This is a genomic window from Pseudanabaena cinerea FACHB-1277, assembly GCF_014696345.1.
GTDB classification, from domain to species: Bacteria; Cyanobacteriota; Cyanobacteriia; order Pseudanabaenales; family Pseudanabaenaceae; genus Pseudanabaena; species Pseudanabaena cinerea.
Window position 1 is genome coordinate 57,314 of record NZ_JACJPY010000012.1, and the last position, 17,883, is coordinate 75,196.

The following is a 17,883-nucleotide window of genomic DNA, read 5'->3' on the forward strand; positions in this document are numbered from 1 at the left end:
TGGAATCAATTAACATGAAATTAATAGTTTATAGACATCTATTGAGACTTTCTAGCGCGTAGCATTGTAACTTTGACGATAAAATTAGATAAAGAGCAAATTTTAAAATTTTAAAGTTAAAAAATTAACTAAAGCTTTATGTCAGCATCTCAGCATTATTATTTTGTAGCCGCCAGTCGCAAATATCTGTGTGAGGACGAGGGCAAACCCTTGGGGGAAACCTTGTCAGAACGCCGCCGCAGTTTTGAGGCTCGTGGTAAAGAACTGAATTTCTGGTTGATTGAAAAGCCAGCTTTTTTAGAGTCTCCTGAACTTGTGGATATCAAAAAGCAAATTCCTCAACCTGCGGCAGCGATCGTCACCACCGATGAAAATACGATGCGTTGGTTGAAGTTGCGTCTTGAGTTTGTGGCAACGGGTGAGTTTTTAGCCCCTAGTGCGACTATTCCCGATGCCTTAGCATCGCTGTCAAATTAGTATCGCTTAAAGGATGATGGCGCAAAGCGCCATCATCCTTTAAACAAATGATTAGAACTTATCTAAAAGCAGTTGTGCCTACAAATTCATATCTTCGCCCTCTTTTTGGAAGCAATCATCTACATCTGCAAATGTTTCAGCAAAGTGGTTGTGGAAATATTGGCTTTAGGGCAGTTGCGGCAAATATTGGCAGGCAAAAAGCGCAATATGGCGATCGCCCCTTATACGAGCCAAAGGTCAAATCCGAGCCAAAGGTTAAAACAATCCAGAACCTTGCTTTAGATATAGATTTAGATGTATTAGATACAAAAGGTATAAGAAATATACAAACAAGCATCACCTTTGAATTAGTCCAAGGCTTTGTGGTGCAGAAGGCAGGGCATAGTTTTACAGAATGTGAGGATATTTGGGGATATGCTCAAAAAGAGCATGGAATGGCGATCGCTTTAGCCGATGGTGCAACGGAATCATCCTTTGCTCAGGAATGGGCGGGGCTGCTGGTGAATAATTTTGTGCAGGATTTACCCATAGAACATGAGCTAATTCCTTGGTTAAAAGGTTTACAAAATCAATGGCTATCATGGTTAGCGGCGCAAGAATTGCCTTGGTTTGCCAAACGCAAAGCGGCGGCGGGGGCTTTTGCCACATTTATCAGCCTATGGTTGAGTGAGCAAAGTTGGCGGGTCATGGCTGTGGGGGACTCCTGCTTGTTTGTGGTGCGCGATCGCCAATTAATTATTAGTTTTCCGCAAAAGTCCAGCCAAGATTTTAACCATACCCCCGCTTTGATCGGTACTCACCTGCGACCTGAGCATTTGCAAATTTTAACCATGCAAGGGGATTTGCAAATGGGCGATCGCTTTTACTTAACCACCGATGCGATCGCCTGTTGGATTTTGCGGCAAATCGAGGCAAATCAAAATCCTTGGGTAAAATTAGAGCAGATTGACTCCCAAGCTCTATGGGTGGATTGGGTTAATCAATTGCGCGATCGCCATGAAATTGCCAATGATGACACCACCTTACTATGCCTAGTTGCCAAAGCTAGTTGCCAAAGCTAGTTATTTAAAAATGACAGATATTCAGACTTGGCCCCTAAATATTGACTTCACACTCGCGGTACAGAACCCGCAGCTTTGCTTTGCTGACTATGATCTCCAGCAAGCCAATACAGCCAAAAACTCACGGGGTAGGGTATTGCTATGGTCTGGCAACTTTGCCACCGTCTATAAACTCACCAAAGGCGATCGCGCTTGGGCAGTACGCTGTTTTACCCGCATTCCCCAAGCCGATGTGCAGCATCGCTATCAACTAATTAGTAACTATCTCAATCAGCACCAGATTCCCTACCTTGTAAATTTTGAATTTCTTGCCAAAGGGGTCTTAGTGAAGGGGGAATGGTATCCCATTTTAAAAATGGATTGGGTCAATGGCATGGAAATCGATCGCTACATCGGCGAATATATCAACGATTCTCAAGTACTCTTGCGCTTAGACAAGCAATTACAACAATTACGCGCCGACTTGCAAAGGGTGGGTATTGCTCACGGCGACTTACAGCATGGCAATATTATGGTCGATCAGCATGGCGAACTGAAGCTAGTCGACTATGACGGGATGTATGTACCAGCCTTGCGCGGCATCCCGCCCCTAGAGGTCGGACATCCTAACTATCAGCCCCCCAACCGATCGCTAGATGACTTTGGCGATCGCCTTGATGAGTTTTCCTTTAACGTGATCTCTCTGTCCTTGAGAGCATTAGCCACCAAACCCGATCTATGGCAAGTTTTCCATGAGGACAATAAAAATTTAATTTTTCGGCAAAATGACTTTCAACAGCCCGAATCTTCGCCAGTGTTTCAGTCGATCGCCACCATCCCCGACGATGAAACCCGTAACCTCTGCGATCGGTTGATCCGCCAATGCCACGATCCGCAATTTGAAGCCAATGCCGCCGCCTCGCGATTAGCTCCAAAAATCGCAACAGGAATAAAAGGCAAATCATTTACGGGATTAAACTTTTCTAGAGAATGGGTAATTGGTTTATTGGCAATCTCAATCCTAGGTGCGAGCTGGTGGCTGTTCCGAAAAGAGAGCGACAACCTTGCTAATTTCGCCCCATTCAAACCGCCTAGCCCATCGCCAAGTTTGTCCATCCAGCCTATTCCCAAGCCATCCCCTTCGCCAACAATCACACCTATTGCTAAGCCAGCCCTTACGCCGATTACCGTTGCTAGTTTGCTTGCCAAATATGCCGAAGGGCAAAGGGATTTCCCCAATGTGCAGTTAATTGGTAAAGAGGGCGATCGCCTGCAAGGGCAAGATCTGAGTAATATCAACCTCAATGGCGCGGTCATCGAAAAGCTGGATCTCAAGCAGGTAATTTTTAGAAATGCCAACTTAAACGGGATTACCCTAATCAGGGCGGATCTCAGAGGAGCCGATCTGAGCCGCGCTAGCCTAATCGGCGCAAACTTGACCGCCTCAAACCTAGTCGAAGTAAATTTGACACAGGCAAACCTGCTTCGCACCAACCTCACCCAAACCAAACTAGGATCGGCAAATTTGCAAAGTGCGGAAATGATGCGGATTAATCTCAGTGAAGCCGATCTCAATGCCGCTAATCTCACTGACACAAATCTGACCCTTGCCAATCTCCGCAAAGCCAACCTCACCAGAGCCAGCCTCAGAGATGCTAATCTTACCGCCGCCGATCTTAGCGATGCTAATTTAGATACTGCCGATCTTACCGCCGCCGACCTGCGATCGGTACAGATGCAATTGACTAACCTCTCCAATGCCAACCTCAGCTATGCCAACCTCACCGCCGCCACAATTATCCTCAGTGAACTAGCAGGTACTAACTTTAGTGGCAGCAACTTTCGGCAGGTGATTGTCGAAAATATTGGTAATATTGAGGCTGCTGATTTTACCAATACCTTAAACCTCAGTATTAATACCCGTAAATACTTCTGCTCTCTTGCTTCGGGTATCGTTGCCGAAACAGCGATCGCCACCAAAAGCACCCTTAACTGCTCCCGATGACGGCGATCGATAAGAGCAAAACATAAAAATGCCTACGTCATTTTGTGTTTTGGTATAAAGTGTAAAGACCGCATAAAGATTGTAATAACACAATGATTGAAGAAGAAAATATCCCATCGACCGATGAACTCTCTGACGATCTTCTTGATGAAGATGATGAGGCACTAGAATCAAAACTGCAACAATTTGCCACTGATGAACTAGGTGAAATTCCTAATGCAGAGATCACGGAAAACCCTTCCGTATTTGCCACTGCTGCTCCTGAGACAACCGTGGACACTAAGGCAAATGCTGCCGCCGCCGCCACCCTCGAAAAAATTAGTGGGTTAATCGCTGAGTCCACAGCCCTCAAAGAGCAGCTTGACGAGCGTAAACAGCAGTATTTACGTCTATACGCTGACTTTGAAAATTTTCGTAAGCGTACAGAGCGTGATAAAGAAGAACAGGAGGGTACAATAACATCCAAGATCCTCAAAAAAATCCTACCAGTAGTAGATGACTTTGAGAGAGCGCAACTGCAAATCTCGCCTAAAACTGACGGTGAAGCCTCAATCCATCGCAGTTACCAATCAGTTTATAAGCAATTGCTAAAATGTCTCAAGGAAACAGGCGTAGCCAGAATGGAATGTACGGGTCAAGAGTTTGATCCTAACTTCCATGAGGCAATTATGCAGGAAGCCTCTACCGAATATGATGAGGGCATAATCACTGAAGAGTTGCGCCCAGGCTACTTAGTTAGTGATGATCGCGTATTGCGTCATGCACTGGTTAAGGTATCATCGGGTAGGGTTGATGGCGTTGACTCTGCCGCAGACTTAGACAATGGTGAGGCGAGTAGCTCTAGTGACAATAGCTAGATGAAATCTTCAAGATGCGATCGCTAATTCATGGCGGTACTGCATCTTGAAATCGACCTACTTAAATCATCCCACAACATCATCTCGCATCATACATATTAGAAGCTTTTACGGAACTGGCGATTATGTCGAAAGTAATTGGAATCGACTTGGGTACGACAAACAGTTGTGTTTCGGTTCTAGAAGGTGGCAAACCCGTTGTCATCTCCAGTGCAGAAGGTGGGCGCACAACACCGAGCATAGTCGCGTTTGTCAAGGACAGCAATGAAAGGATTGTTGGACAGGTCGCCAAGCGCCAGTCAGTAACTAATTCAGTAAACACTATTTATAGTGTCAAGCGATTTATTGGGCGCAGTTGGGATGAAACCGAAGATGAGCGCCGCCGTGTCCCTTATACCACCGTCAAGGGCAAAGATGATACGGTCAACGTCCAAGTCTCCGACAAGACTTACACGCCCCAAGAGCTATCGGCAATGATCCTGCAAAAATTAAAACAGGATGCCGAAAACTATCTGGGCGAAGAAGTGACCCAAGCCGTGATCACAGTTCCAGCTTACTTTACGGATACGCAGCGCCAAGCCACCAAGGATGCAGGGGCAATTTCGGGGCTAGAGGTACTAAGAATCGTTAATGAACCAACGGCGGCGGCGCTTGCCTATGGTCTTGACAAGCAAGATCAAGATCAAATCGTATTGGTGTTTGACCTTGGCGGCGGGACGTTTGATGTGTCGGTGCTGCAACTGGGGGATGGTATTTTTGAGGTAAAAGCAACATCGGGCAACAACCACTTAGGCGGCGATGACTTTGATGCCCTAATTGTCGATTGGCTAGTGGCTGACTTTAAGGAAAAAGAAAATATTGATCTAGCTGCGGATAAAACAGCGCTACAGCGTCTCAAGGAGGCTGCTGAAAAGGCTAAAATTGAGCTATCGAGCGCTCCTTCAACCCTAATTAGTCTACCCTTTATTGCCGCCGATGAGTCTGGTCCCAAAACCATTGAGTTAGACTTTACAAGATCTAAATTTGATGAAATTACTGCCAAATTGGTGAAGGCAACCTTAGAGCCAACCGCACAAGCGCTGAAGGATGCTGGACTGCTCCCTAAAGAGATTAATCGTATTATTTTGGTGGGTGGCTCCACCCGTATTCCTGCGGTGCAGGAGGCGATTTCGCGTTTTTTTGAAGGCAAAAAGCCCGACCAATCCGTAAACCCTGATGAGGCGGTGGCGATCGGCGCGGCAGTACAGGCAGGGATCTTGGGCGGCGAGGTCAAGGATCTGCTGTTGCTAGATGTAATCCCATTGTCAATTGGTTTGGAGACCCAAGGCGGAGTCTTTACCAAAAACCTTGAACGCAACACCACGATCCCTACTAGCAAGGCGCAAATTTTCTCGACTGCCGTTGACAACCAATCAGTCGTTGAAATTCATGTGCTGCAAGGAGAACGGGCGATGGCAAAGGATAACAAGAGCCTCGGCAAGTTTGAACTGGAGGGCATTCGCCCTGCGCCCCGTGGTATTCCGCAAATTGAGGTGTCCTTTGACATTGATGCCAATGGCATTCTCAAGGTGTCGGCGCGGGATGTGGATACTGGGGTTGAGCAGAGCATTAGCATTACAAACACGGGCGGCTTAAGTCCTAGCGAAATCGAGAGAATGCGGATGGAGGCTGAGGTCTATGCCGATGAAGATACTGCCCGCCGTGAGTTGGCAAATATGCGTAACCAAGCTTCTAACCTGATCCGCACTGTGGAAGAGATTCTGCGTGACAATGGACCCACTGTGATCAGCCAAAGTATGCGTGAGGGTCCAATGAAAAATATGGAAGTGCTTAGAAACTTGTATGAGTCTGCTGAGGCAACCTATGAGGATATTCAAATTGCCATCAAGCCATTGCAACAGTCTCTATTTGACTTGACGCAAGCGGTGGAAAAATATTCACAGGTGGAAAGGGTTAATAAAAAGTCTGGTGACACTTTGGAGTAGATGTGTTTGGCGGTGTGGCTAAACCATGCTTGCAAAGACTTTATGGGCTGCCAATGCGATTAAACGATCGCGATCGCACCCATAAAATGTATTATTGGAGAGTTGTATTTGTATTTTTGGTTACGGTTGTTATAGATCAGTTATTGTGACCAATTACAAATAGCGATAAATTTTTCCTGTGATCTGTGAGGCGCTATGTCGTTGTTTGATTGGTTTGCGGAAACTCGTTCTCGTGCTAGTGAAGCCTATCGCCGCAAAACACCTACCCTCAATCAAGATTCTCAGGAACGGGAAATTCCTGATGGATTATGGCATAAATGCTCTAGCTGTGGGACTTTGACCTATGTCAAGGATCTCACAACTAATTTGATGGTTTGCCCTGAATGTGGACACCATAATCAGGTTAATGCCTATGAGCGCATTGCTCAGTTGATTGATGCTGGCACATGGCTAGAGATGGATGCGGAACTAACCTCCTGTGATCCCTTGGTTTTTAAAGATCGCAAACCCTACAGCGATCGCATCAAAGAATATCGCCAAAAGACAGGGCTAAGCGATGGAGTAATCACAGGGATAGGTAAGATCGATGGCTGTGATGTGGCAATGGCGGTGATGGACTTTCGGTTTATGGGCGGTAGTATGGGATCGGTGGTCGGGGAAAAGATCACGCGAATGTTAGAAACTGCCACCGCAAAGGGATTTCCTGCCTTAATATTTTGTGCTTCGGGTGGGGCGCGGATGCAGGAAGGGATTTTGAGCTTGATGCAGATGGCAAAAACTTCGGCGGCTTTGGAGCGCCATCGTCAATCAAGTTTGTTGTATATCCCCATCTTGACTAACCCGACTACTGGCGGGGTCACAGCCAGTTTTGCAATGCTAGGCGATATTATTATTGCCGAACCCAAGGCATTAATTGGTTTTACAGGTCGCCGCGTGATCGAGCAAACTCTAAAGCAAAAGATTCCCGAAGGATTTCAATCATCTGAATATTTGCTAGATCACGGTTTTGTTGATGTGGTTGTGCCACGCACTAAGCTCAAGCAAAATTTAGCTATGATCTTAAAGATGCACCTGCAAAATTCTCAACCGCAAAACACCCCCAACATCATCTAAATATTTCCCCTTTCCCCTTTCCCCTTTCCCCTTTCCCCTTTCTCCTTTCTCCTTTTTCCTTTCAATCACTTATGTCCTGCCCTGTCCCCAAAGAACAACAACCCTTAAACGAATATATTGAGCTTAAGGAGGCTTTTTTTTACAGATGGGCAAAATTGGCGCGATCGCAGTATCTCTGGATTTTGTTGCGGATCTGGTTGGGTTTTACGGTGATTTTTGCGCCTGTGGCAATGAGCATTGAGTCACCTAGCCGCCATTTATGGCAATTTATTTGTGTGGCGAGTATTGGCGGAGCGATCGGGCTGATTTTGCCTGTGCTATTACTGCTGTCAGGATGGAGTCATGTGAAGCAACGCTTGAACAGTGCCAAAATTTTTTATGAGGAGTCGGGCTGGTATGACGGTCAAACTTGGGAAAAGCCAGAGGCTGATTTGCTTAAGGATCGCTTGCTGGTCAGCTATGAGATCAAGCCTGTGATGGAGCGATTGCAGAAAACGCTATTGGGGATTGTAATTTTTTTAGCTGCTGGTTTTGGTTTACTAAGCTGTTTTAATTTCTAATGATATGTGTAATATCGTGGCGCGTGAATATTTGCTAATGCTTCTAGTTTCGATGGTTGCATGGAAAGACTAAGGCTGATCTGCCAAGAAGCAAACCAAGAGATTTATGAATGATGACATTGAGACTATACTTGATCGCGACTTGGGGAAAGAATTTTAAAGAATTAGTTTGCCCAAGTTGGGAAGGTTAGACCCATGAGTAAAATTTTGAAGTGCGATGAAGTACTAGAAGTTATCTATCAACTTTATTATGAAATTGTACTAAAAGAGGTTGTCAGTGCCTTTTAGGGTTTGGGATATTTAATTATTGACGATTTTGAGATTTTAAGAAAACAATTAGAATATCTACTACAGCAGGAACAGCCATGACTCAAGATAATAGTTACGAAATGATTACGATCGCAGTTGAGCCATACGAAGAAGAAAATCAACAGGATGTCGAGGCTCTTGTACCTCAGCCTAGAGGCTTAGTGAGTCAGTTACAGCCCAATAAAAATGCAGTAAAACAGGACACAACGCAAATAAGTGTTGGCGACCTAGAACAAAAAATGTCTGGTTTTTTGGGAATGGTGGGGCGTGTTTTTAGTAGTGCGGAGAAAGAAGCCAAAAAGACGGCGGGAATGTGCCTTGATGAGATCGAGCTATCGGTGGAGATTGGCGCTGAAGGAGAAATTCGTTTGATCGGTAGTGGTGCTAAAGCAAACGGAAAGGGCGCGATTAAGCTAAAGTTTAAGCGAGTGACAGAATCTAATTAGGCATGAAAAATATAGCGATCGCGATCGGTATCAATCAATACCGCAATTTACAACATCTGCAATACGCAAAGAATGACGCGCAGCTATTTAGTGATTTTTTGTTGAGAGATGCGGGTTTTGATCGCGTTTGGTATTTTGCTGACGACTCTCCAGACATAGAAGGCGTATCTACGGAGCCAATTCGCAGCAATTTGCTGACGGTCTTAAATGATTTGTCTGAAAATGCGCCCTCATTAGAAATCGATAATCTATGGTTCTTTTTTGCAGGACATGGCATTCAGCACAAGGCTAATGATTATCTGTTAATGGCAGATAGCAACCCCAATTTGCCTGAAGAAACAGCTATTGCCACAAATTTGATATTGCAAAATCTCAAGCAAAGCAAGGCGAAAAATGTAATTTTGTTTTTAGATGCTTGTCGTAATGTTGGTCGGCGCGATGGTCGAGGGATCGGTGATCGCACTACAGCCGATGTTAAAAAAATTTCGGATACGGTTTGCTTTTTTGCTTGTAGTCCCCATGAGTTTTCCTATGAGTTGCCTCAATATAATCAAGGGATATTTACCTATGCGTTGCTGGAGGGGCTGGGCATTCAACACAAACGGGCAACGGTTGAGAAGTTGGAGCATTTTTTAAAGTTGCGTGTGTCGCAGTTGGCAGAGATCGCCAAAGCGAAACAAAATCCCCGTGTGGTCAATGATTCAGGTGATAAGCATCTGATTTTGATGCCGAAGTATGCTGACAAAAGCGATCTTTTGCCTCTAAAAAATGCTGCTGTTAAGGCGCATCGTGACAACAAGCTTGATTTGGCTAGATACTTGTGGATGCAGATTTTAAGCATAGATGGCACTGACTATGAGGCGATCTTGGAAATTGAAGGATTAGCGGTGGAGCGATATAAGGCTAGTCTGCCAATAACTCAGGATCGAGTTGTGGAAGTGGCAAGCAGTCCAGAAATGTCGATGCGACAAGTAAATGCGACAACAGTTGAAAATCGTCAAAAACTTACAGATACTAATCCGTTAATTCTTGACCTCGGCGATGGCGTGACGTTGGAATTAGTCAAGGTTCCCGCAGGAAAATTTATGATGGGATCGCCCGATGGCAAAGGTGACGATGATGAGCGTCCACAGCATCAGGTGATTTTGCAAGAATTTTTTATTGGGAAATATGCGGTGACTAATGCTCAATGGCAAGCCGTAATGAAAAAGCAGGGATCGGCAAATTGCGACAAAGAATTTCAAGGGGATTTGCAGCCTGTTGTGGGTGTGTCATGGCATGAGGCGAGAGCATTTTGTGCGAAGGTACAACAACAAACAGGAAAGGCGGTAAGACTACCCACTGAGGCGGAATGGGAATATGCAGCGAGAGGCGCGAATCAAAGCAAGGGCTATGAATATGCAGGGAGCAATAACTTAGAAGAGGTCGGTTGGTATAGAGATAATAGTGGCAATGTTACGCATCCAGTGGGGCAGAAAAAGGCTAATGAGCTTGGCATTTATGACATGAGTGGCAACGTCTGGGAATGGTGTTTAGATGAGTTGCATGATAGCTATGCTGATAAGCCAGAAAACCTCAAGAAACAAGGAAATCAAGCATGGGGGGATCTCAATGTGGATAATAATGATAATCGTTCTCGTTCGCGGCGCGGCGGTTCTTGGATCGACTTTGCGATCCTTTGTCGGTCTGCCTATCGTGGCAGTGGCCTCGCGCGGGATCAGATCAACGGCATTAGTTTTCGTGTCGTCTTCGCTTCTTCTTCGTGAGTATTGCATCTTCTTTGCTCTTTAGCCCTTTAGCCCTTTGCTCTTTTTCTTTTGCTCTCTCCTTCGCCGTTAGGCGATCAAATTTTTTTTATATTTTAGTCAAAGCATGAAATAATCATGAAATAATGATGAGTGGCAGTCTTTGCACGTTATTCTTAGAAATAACGGCTCACGGCTTGGATATAGCCCATAGCGGCGGTTTATTGATGTTACGCGGAAAGAATTCCTGCGATCCTCAAGGTTGGGGGCTGGCACGGGGGCGCAGCCCCTACAGAACATGAATTTCTTAGGTAGGGGCAATGCCCCCATGCTTGCCCTGTTACGCTAACAGCAAGAGATTCGTGATCTGCGTTCTGCGTAACATCAGTTAATTAGATCGCAATGCTTGCAATTTTTCTAAGGTAAGTCCAGTCATCTCAGCGATCGCCTGATCATCCAAAACACCAAGCATTTTTCTGGCAATTTCCTCTGCTTTTTGTTGTAAACCCTGTTGCAGTCCTTCTTGCAGCCCTTCTTTTCTGCCCTGCTCTAAGCTTTCCTTTGCAGCTTTGGTAATCGCACCACGTTGGTCTTGAATGAAAATCTCACTTTTCTCCTGCTCCTCTAATTCATCAAGGTTCAGATTGGCTTGGTTAGCAATGTAGAAAGCTTTTTTGATTTCGGGAATATTATCCATTGTGGGCGGCACATCTTGCAGTTTACGGGCATTGTTTAAGAAAAATAACCATTTATCGATAATAGTTTCTAATTCTGCTAAACCCTTTTGAAATTTTGGTAACTCCACAAAGATTAACTCAAGGTCATAAATTGGATAATCGATCAGAAAGTTTTTTTCCTTGAGAACGAAGCGAGAGGTGACATGAGGCAACTCCGCAAACAGCACAAAATCGGTGATGGTTAAGGCGATAACTGGGTTGAGAAGGTGATAGCCTTGCCCTGCTGTGAGTTGGAGCGAATAGGACTTGGCAGCATTATACAAAATTCTTTTCTCGAAGCCTTCCACATTTAAGACTTGCATCTCAATGATTACAGTACGTTCTTCTTGGGTTTCGCGATCGCTGATTTTGGCTTTGATGTCGAGGTAAGTATCTTTCAGCCCGCGAATTTTGGGGGCAACGTAGGGATTGAGAATTTCTAGATCTTGAATTACAGGTTGAGCTTCATAGATTAGGGAGTTTAGGAAGCTAATTAAAATATCTTTGCTATCTTCGGAACCAAATATTTTCTTAAAAGCAAAATCGATTTTAGGATTGATAAAGATCATAGAGGGCTATGTTCCTTCGTGAGATTTGGCTATTGCTAAATTGTAACTTTTTCAGGATTATCCTGCTTTGTATAGCGATCGCCTGTCACCTTAAACCCTCAACAATTTTCTGCGCGGTAATTGGCGTTGCCCGCCAGTAATAGCAGAGATCTGGCACAATTAGCACCATTGGTCCCAAACCACATTGCCCCATGCAACCGCTTTCTAGTATCTCCACATCAGCGATCGCCTCCCGCTTGAGAACCGCCAAAACCCCAGCCGCACCATCCTTTTTGCAGGTACGGCTGAGACAAACCAACACTTGACGGGTGCTGCTGCTCATCAGCGCACAACCAAAATCGGCACAGGGCAATGGTGCAGCACATAGTCACTGACACTACCCAACATCAAGCGCTCCACTGAGCCTAAACCCCGTGAGCCGATGACTAAGAGATCGGGATTTTCTTCCTGTGCCACATGGCAAATGACATCGCGAGGCTGTCCAGTTTCTAACCTTGTGCGACATGAAATCTGGGCAAGTTGACAAGTATCCTCCGCCTTTTGCAAAAGGGCTTGCCCCGCGCTCAAAATCTTGCGCTCTAGCTCAATATCAGGCAACCCGCGCCAGCCCACCCAATCTCCTGTGGGCATCATCACTTCAGGGACGTAGCTGCTAAGGGGTTCCACGACCGTAAGCATGATTACCTCGGCTTGCAACGGTGCAGCAAATACTAAAGCCTTTGCTAGGGCATGGTCACTAGCTTGTGAACCATCGATCGAGACTAAAATTTTCATATATTTATGTGGGTAAACCCACAACCAATCAAGAAAGGGCGAATTTGCAATTATCTATACAACTTAATTACAGCGCCAAATATACTGAAGTTAATCAACATTTTGTAAATCTTTGCTGTAGTTCACTTCTTGTAATATTTCATGGCACGCAATATTTGTATTGGCTTTACGAATTCTGTGGGTAATACACCCCTAATCGCAATTGAATCACTGTCAGCAGCGACAGGATGCACCATTTTAGGTAAGGCAGAATTTCTCAATCCTGGAGGCAGTGTTAAGGATCGCGCCGCGCTGTATATGGTGCTAGAGGCAGAAAAGGCTGGACTTTTAAAAAAAGGTGGGACGATCGTTGAGGGTACTGCTGGTAATACGGGCATCGGGCTAACCCTTGTGGCAAATGCACGGGGCTATCGCAGTGTGATTGTGATGCCAAGCAACCAATCTACAGAAAAAATCGAGCTGTTGCGGACTTTGGGCGCAGAGGTGGAGTTAACGAACCCTGCACCATTTTCTAGCCCTGAGAACTATTACCATGTGGCAAAAAAGCGGGCTGAGGGTCTGGAGAATGCGTTTTGGGCAAATCAATTTGAAAATATTGCTAATTCTGAGGCGCATTATCGCACGACTGCCCCTGAGATCTGGCAACAGTCGGGCGGCGAGTTGGATGGTGTGGTGATGGCTTCGGGGACGGGCGGCACGATTGGCGGCGTGACTGCCTATTTGAAGGAACAAAATGCAGCGATCGCCACCTATTTGATTGATCCCACAGGTTCAGGGCTGTATAGCTACTTGACCACAGGCGAGTTTAAGGCGGAGGGTAGCTCAATTACTGAGGGCATCGGCATCAATCGGGCAACAGCAAACTTTAATCGGGCGCGGCTCGATGGCGCTTTTCAAGGAACCGATCAACAGGTGATTGAGATGGCACAATATTTGCTCAAACATGATGGGCTGTTTGTGGGCAGTTCGGCGGCACTGAATGTAGTGGGTGCGGTAAAATTGGCGCGGAAGCTGGGTAAAGGGCATACGATCGCCACAATTTTATGTGATGGTGGTGGCAGATATCAAAGCCGAATGTATAACCCTGAATGGTTAGCCGAAAAAGGATTAACACCCATTGCCAAGGGTTTGGAGTTTCTTGATGACTGACGCAAATTCTCCCCAATCTACACAAACCAAAAAATACCGCCGCATCGGTGTTGGCATTGTCTGGGATCGCGATCGCCAACATATTTTGATCGATCGCCGCCTGCCCGATAATGAGCTAGGTGGCTATTGGGAATTTCCAGGGGGCAAAATCGAACCCGATGAGGATGCGGCAGCTTGTATTAAGCGGGAACTGATGGAAGAACTGGCGATCGAGGTGGAAGTGGGCGATCGCTTGATCACCATTGATCATGAATATGAAACCCTGCGGGTGACATTAGTGGTGCATCATTGTCTGCATATATCTGGTGAACCACAGGCGATCGCCTGTACCGAGATGCGCTGGGTCAAATTAGAGGATCTCGATCAATATCAATTACCTGCCGCCAATTATCAGATCGTAGCTGCACTACAAGCCCATTAAAGTAATAGCCCCGCAATGCGCGAGGCTATTATCCCTATCTCACCTGCATATAGGCAACCTCAGAAATTACAGGCATTTCTGAGTACTTACCCCATACTGATTGCCAAATTGCATAGCCAGATGCAGCGATAATGCCAAGAAAGGTAACGCTCGAAATAATTTGGAATAGAAACGGAAAAAATGCAATTGTACCAAGTAACTTAATTAAAATCATCAACATTACGCGCACTATTTCCACCACCACATCCAAAAGTAATGCCTGCATACCATTAAAGCGGATAAAATGATTGACCTTATAATTTCTGACAACTGCAAGAAATACGCATAACCAAGCCACAAACCGTAGAGGAATAATTTGGAGGATGGAAATCGTAAGTATACCTTGGAGAATGAATATCGGGAAAAATAAAATTTCCAACTGCGGAAATTGATCAAACAAGAAACTGCCAAAAATTACAACTGCGGTGATCGGCAGCAGGTAGGTCAAGCAAGCATATAGCCTATCTAAAGGCGCAACGGAACTGCGTCTACTCATATCTCACACTGGAATGCGGCGGCTTGAGAAAGGGTGGGGATATCAGAATACTCACCTTTGATGCTGTAGTAGATGGCATATACTGATAGCACCATTGTACCGATAAACATCGTATTCGCAAAAGTGCTACTAATCAGTGATGGCAACAGTCCGCTAGACAATTGGGTGATGATTTGAAAAACTAGTTGTCCAATAAACAGCGTAATCTGCATTAGGATCGCTTGCATCGCATTAAAGCGGATAAACCGAGGTACACGCACATCCCGCACCACTAAGAAGTACAGACCTAAAAACAGCACAAATTCACCCGTTAAGCCGATCGCTGGCACTAGCGGCAAAGTCATGACATTACTATAGAGCCAAATAATTGGCATGAAGGGATATATCAAAACTGGAAATTGCCGAAATAACACCGCGCCATAGATGACTCCTGCCGACATCGGTAATAGGTAAGGCAAGCAGCTATAAAAGCGATGGAGGTTAGTTGTCGGTTGCCATGTCATAGGATTTTCGGCGATCGCGTTAGCGTTTAAGTGTTATCCCTAGCTTACATGATCAAAACTTGGTTTTCCAGCCCCTTGAGATTTTGAGTAAAACAGAAATATTTTTGAGTTGCATTCTAGAGCATTACAATACAGAGCCAAAATGCTATATCTGCTCAATCCAAACTATGGTAATCTGTCGAGATGATTGTGAGAGGAAAATAAAGTGGTCTGGTTCACAAATAAATTTCTTGCTGATTTACCCAAAATCTTAGTTAGACCGCAACTTTTACTGACTCTGACCCCATTTATTTGCGGTATTTGTGGGGCGATCGCCAGCTTTGATCAAGCTAGTTTGGCTGCGCCAACGACTCAACTCAATTCATCTACCATCAATCCTGCCCCTTCATTAGTCAAACTCAAACAAACTTCTAGCGCAGAAGTTCTCATTCCTGTTAAACAGATTCTTGTGGTTGGTAGTTCGATTTTAACAAAAGCAGAAATTGATAGTATTATCTCCCCACATCTGCAAAAATCTCTGACTCTAAACCAACTGCGAGAAGTTGCCGATCAGATTACCAAAATTTATCAAAGCCGCAATTACATTACATCGCGGGCGATTATTGAGGCTCAAGAAATTAAAGATGGCGTAGTGACCATCAAGGTATTGGAAGGCTCCCTTGCCAAAGTGGAACTAAAAAGAGCAGGGGATGTGGAAGGTCGGTTAAATGATGACTATGTAATCAGTCGTGCTTCCTTGGCTGCACAAACACCTTTAAACTTCACGCGATTGGAAGAAGAATTGCAATTATTGCGCTCAAATCCTTTGATATCCGATATTCGCGCTAACCTGACTTCTGGTGATGCGCCAGACAAAAGTATTTTGCAAATTACATTCACTGAGGCAAAATCTTTTAATACGCGCCTCTTTGCCGATAACTATGGTAGTGTATCGTCAGGCATCTATCGCGGTGGCATCAACTTACAGGAAGGGAATTTGACAGGTATTGGGGATATTGCATTTGGTAGTTATGTACGTTCGGAAAGTTCTAATAACTATGCCTTTGGCTATCAATATCCTCTCAATCCTACAGGCGGAACCTTGAGTATCAGTGCCGCGATCGCCGATAGTCGTGTTACCCAGCGCGAATTTGCCAGCCTAAACATTACCACCGCCTCGCAGGTCTATGAAATTGGGTATCGTCAGCCTGTGGTGCGATCGCCCCGTGAAGAACTAACCCTAAGCGCCAACTTTGCCTTTGAGAATAGCGACTCTTCTGTTGGTGGGCAACCCTTCAACTTCCAAAATCAAGCCGTTGGCGATGGACAATCACAGGCAAGGGTATTGCGGTTGATCCAAGACTATGTAAATCGCGATGTGGCAGGTGCATGGGCTTTTCGTTCCACCTTTAGCGCAGGTTTAAATATGCTAGGAGCCACAATTCGCAATGATGGTTCTCCCGATGGTCGGTTTTTCTATTGGACAGGTCAGGCGCTTAGGGTGCAGCGTCTGAGCAGTGAGGATCTGGACACTTTGGTTTCCTTTCGGGTCAATTTGCAGTTAACGGGCGATCGCCTGCTGTCGCTCAATCGCTTTAGTGTGGGCGGACCTCAGTCTATTCGCGGCTATCGTCAAAATCAAAATACGGGAGATGCTGGCATTCAAGGATCGGTAGAGTTTCAGTTGCCTGTGCTGCGAAATGAAGATGGCTTGGCGATCGTTAAATTATTCCCTTTCTTAGAGGCAGGTTCGGTTTGGAATACTCGTGCCACTAACCCTACCCCCCAAACCCTTTTTGGGGTTGGACTTGGCGCTCAATATCAACCATACAAGAATCTTTCCTTCCGTATTGATTTTGGCATTCCTCTGGTTAATGCCAATAACCCTGGTAGCAATTTACAGGATTCAGGCATATATTTCACGGTTAATGGTAATTTTTAGACATTTTTCAAACAAGAATTGGGTGATTTGGAGATATAGATCCATCTTTAGCTTTGATGTTAGTTGGTATAAAGCCGTTGAAATCGTGGGTCAATTTTGGCGCTTTTTTGACGGTTACATTTGGCACAGAGAGTTTGCAAATTGCTAAGATCATTACTGCCGCCTTGTGCTAAAGGAATAATGTGGTCAACTTGCAGCTTTTGGGCGCTAAGGTCGATGTTGTGGCAGCTTTGGCATTGATAATTGTTGCGCTCAAATACATATTTCCTAACTTCTGGTGGAAGATTAATCCTTGGTGTTTTATCTGTCATTTTTCCAGCGATCGCTATTTTATTTATCTAGTTCTGATATTCTACGGATTTCATCCAGTGGATTATCGTGGCTCTTGCTACTATTATCGGTAGTCGGTTCATCAGGAATAAATTGTAGTTCAATTTTCAACCTAATCTTTCCCCATCGCCACCCCTGTTGTCGAGTTGTCATTACCCGACATGGCATACCCTGAGTCAGAATCTCCATTGATTCAGGAGACAGCCCTATTAATCTTGATATGCCATCGACAAATTCGCCAAATTCAAATAACCGACCAATGCTAAATCGCTGCTTAATATTGTAAGTAGGAGTATTATATCCATCATCATCAGTAAAGCAAACAACCAGAAGTGTTGAACGATAGAAAATAATCAGAAAAAAGCGCTCCTAATTTGTTAAACTAGAAGCCATAAATTAAAAAAATAATATCTATGATGTTATCCAAC

General features: G+C 45.0%; 20 protein-coding genes. 13 read left to right on the forward strand and 7 right to left on the reverse strand.

Annotated features, from left to right (window positions below):
• Positions 1 to 138 precede the first annotated feature (138 nt).
• From H6F44_RS06255 to H6F44_RS06300, 10 genes are all read left to right on the forward strand, one after another.
• Entirely contained in the window at positions 139 to 477 is a 339-nt protein-coding gene (locus H6F44_RS06255; RefSeq protein ID WP_190350094.1) for an MgPME-cyclase complex family protein, read from the forward strand.
• Between the two features lie 131 nt (positions 478 to 608).
• A complete protein-coding gene (locus tag H6F44_RS06260) occupies positions 609 to 1,538 on the forward strand; it encodes a protein phosphatase 2C domain-containing protein (protein WP_190350095.1) in 930 nt (309 codons plus the stop codon).
• A 10-nt stretch (positions 1,539 to 1,548) separates the two neighbouring features.
• Complete coding sequence (locus tag H6F44_RS06265) at positions 1,549 to 3,522, forward strand: pentapeptide repeat-containing protein (protein WP_190350096.1); 1,974 nt, start codon at positions 1,549 to 1,551, stop codon at positions 3,520 to 3,522.
• Between the two features lie 92 nt (positions 3,523 to 3,614).
• On the forward strand, positions 3,615 to 4,379 hold the full coding sequence (grpE, locus tag H6F44_RS06270) for a nucleotide exchange factor GrpE (RefSeq protein WP_190350097.1): 765 nt from the start codon (positions 3,615 to 3,617) through the stop codon (positions 4,377 to 4,379).
• 125 nt (positions 4,380 to 4,504) lie between these two features.
• Entirely contained in the window at positions 4,505 to 6,364 is a 1,860-nt protein-coding gene (gene dnaK, locus H6F44_RS06275) for a molecular chaperone DnaK (protein ID WP_190350098.1), read from the forward strand.
• 195 nt (positions 6,365 to 6,559) lie between these two features.
• Complete coding sequence (gene accD, locus H6F44_RS06280; protein ID WP_190350099.1) at positions 6,560 to 7,477, forward strand: acetyl-CoA carboxylase, carboxyltransferase subunit beta; 918 nt, start codon at positions 6,560 to 6,562, stop codon at positions 7,475 to 7,477.
• Positions 7,478 to 7,548: 71 nt separating this feature from the next.
• Positions 7,549 to 8,037 (forward strand): CGLD27 family protein, encoded by a 489-nt coding sequence (locus tag H6F44_RS06285; protein ID WP_190350100.1) that lies wholly within the window; start codon positions 7,549 to 7,551, stop codon positions 8,035 to 8,037.
• A 365-nt stretch (positions 8,038 to 8,402) separates the two neighbouring features.
• Positions 8,403 to 8,792 carry a Pepco domain-containing protein gene (locus H6F44_RS06290; RefSeq protein WP_190350101.1) on the forward strand — a complete coding sequence of 130 codons (390 nt, stop codon included), beginning with the start codon at positions 8,403 to 8,405 and terminating at the stop codon, positions 8,790 to 8,792.
• Between the two features lie 2 nt (positions 8,793 to 8,794).
• Positions 8,795 to 10,558 carry an SUMF1/EgtB/PvdO family nonheme iron enzyme gene (locus H6F44_RS06295; protein WP_190350102.1) on the forward strand — a complete coding sequence of 588 codons (1,764 nt, stop codon included), beginning with the start codon at positions 8,795 to 8,797 and terminating at the stop codon, positions 10,556 to 10,558.
• A gap of 128 nt (positions 10,559 to 10,686) precedes the next feature.
• The gene (locus H6F44_RS06300) at positions 10,687 to 10,839 is read left to right on the forward strand and encodes a hypothetical protein (protein ID WP_190350103.1); all 153 of its coding nucleotides are present in this window, start codon (positions 10,687 to 10,689) and stop codon (positions 10,837 to 10,839) included.
• Between the two features lie 86 nt (positions 10,840 to 10,925).
• Here the strand turns inward: H6F44_RS06300 and H6F44_RS06305 are convergent, their stop codons facing one another.
• From H6F44_RS06305 to H6F44_RS06315, 3 genes are all read right to left on the reverse strand, one after another.
• Positions 10,926 to 11,822: an Rpn family recombination-promoting nuclease/putative transposase gene (locus tag H6F44_RS06305; RefSeq protein ID WP_190350104.1), complete on the reverse strand. Its 897-nt coding sequence runs from the start codon at positions 11,820 to 11,822 to the stop codon at positions 10,926 to 10,928.
• Between the two features lie 85 nt (positions 11,823 to 11,907).
• Positions 11,908 to 12,144, reverse strand: a complete 237-nt coding sequence (locus H6F44_RS06310; protein ID WP_190350105.1) for a (2Fe-2S) ferredoxin domain-containing protein — start codon at positions 12,142 to 12,144, stop codon at positions 11,908 to 11,910.
• Positions 12,144 to 12,596 carry a universal stress protein gene (locus tag H6F44_RS06315; RefSeq protein WP_190350106.1) on the reverse strand — a complete coding sequence of 151 codons (453 nt, stop codon included), beginning with the start codon at positions 12,594 to 12,596 and terminating at the stop codon, positions 12,144 to 12,146. Before H6F44_RS06315 ends, H6F44_RS06310 begins: the two co-directional genes overlap by 1 nt.
• Before the next feature lie 141 nt (positions 12,597 to 12,737).
• Between H6F44_RS06315 and H6F44_RS06320 the strand changes: the two genes are divergently transcribed.
• A complete protein-coding gene (locus tag H6F44_RS06320) occupies positions 12,738 to 13,745 on the forward strand; it encodes a cysteine synthase A (RefSeq protein WP_190350107.1) in 1,008 nt (335 codons plus the stop codon).
• A complete protein-coding gene (gene mutT / locus H6F44_RS06325) occupies positions 13,738 to 14,166 on the forward strand; it encodes an 8-oxo-dGTP diphosphatase MutT (protein WP_190350108.1) in 429 nt (142 codons plus the stop codon). Before H6F44_RS06320 ends, mutT begins: the two co-directional genes overlap by 8 nt.
• Before the next feature lie 34 nt (positions 14,167 to 14,200).
• On the opposite strand, the gene H6F44_RS06330 is transcribed toward mutT, so the two are convergent.
• Together H6F44_RS06330 and H6F44_RS06335 are read right to left on the reverse strand one after the other, a co-directional pair.
• A complete protein-coding gene (locus H6F44_RS06330; RefSeq protein ID WP_190350109.1) occupies positions 14,201 to 14,701 on the reverse strand; it encodes a Tic20 family protein in 501 nt (166 codons plus the stop codon).
• Positions 14,698 to 15,204: a Tic20 family protein gene (locus tag H6F44_RS06335; RefSeq protein ID WP_190350110.1), complete on the reverse strand. Its 507-nt coding sequence runs from the start codon at positions 15,202 to 15,204 to the stop codon at positions 14,698 to 14,700. The genes H6F44_RS06330 and H6F44_RS06335 overlap by 4 nt, the downstream gene beginning before the upstream one ends.
• A 205-nt stretch (positions 15,205 to 15,409) precedes the next feature.
• Here H6F44_RS06335 and H6F44_RS06340 point away from each other — a divergent pair, with 205 nt between their 5' ends.
• Positions 15,410 to 17,125: a ShlB/FhaC/HecB family hemolysin secretion/activation protein gene (locus H6F44_RS06340; protein WP_190350111.1), complete on the forward strand. Its 1,716-nt coding sequence runs from the start codon at positions 15,410 to 15,412 to the stop codon at positions 17,123 to 17,125.
• A gap of 59 nt (positions 17,126 to 17,184) precedes the next feature.
• Here H6F44_RS06340 and H6F44_RS06345 read toward each other — a convergent pair whose 3' ends face one another.
• Together H6F44_RS06345 and H6F44_RS06350 are read right to left on the reverse strand one after the other, a co-directional pair.
• Positions 17,185 to 17,436: an HNH endonuclease gene (locus H6F44_RS06345; RefSeq protein WP_190350112.1), complete on the reverse strand. Its 252-nt coding sequence runs from the start codon at positions 17,434 to 17,436 to the stop codon at positions 17,185 to 17,187.
• Positions 17,437 to 17,455: 19 nt separating this feature from the next.
• Positions 17,456 to 17,644, reverse strand: coding sequence for a KGK domain-containing protein (locus tag H6F44_RS06350; protein WP_190350113.1), 189 nt, complete (start codon positions 17,642 to 17,644; stop codon positions 17,456 to 17,458).
• Between the last annotated feature and the right edge of the window lie 239 nt (positions 17,645 to 17,883).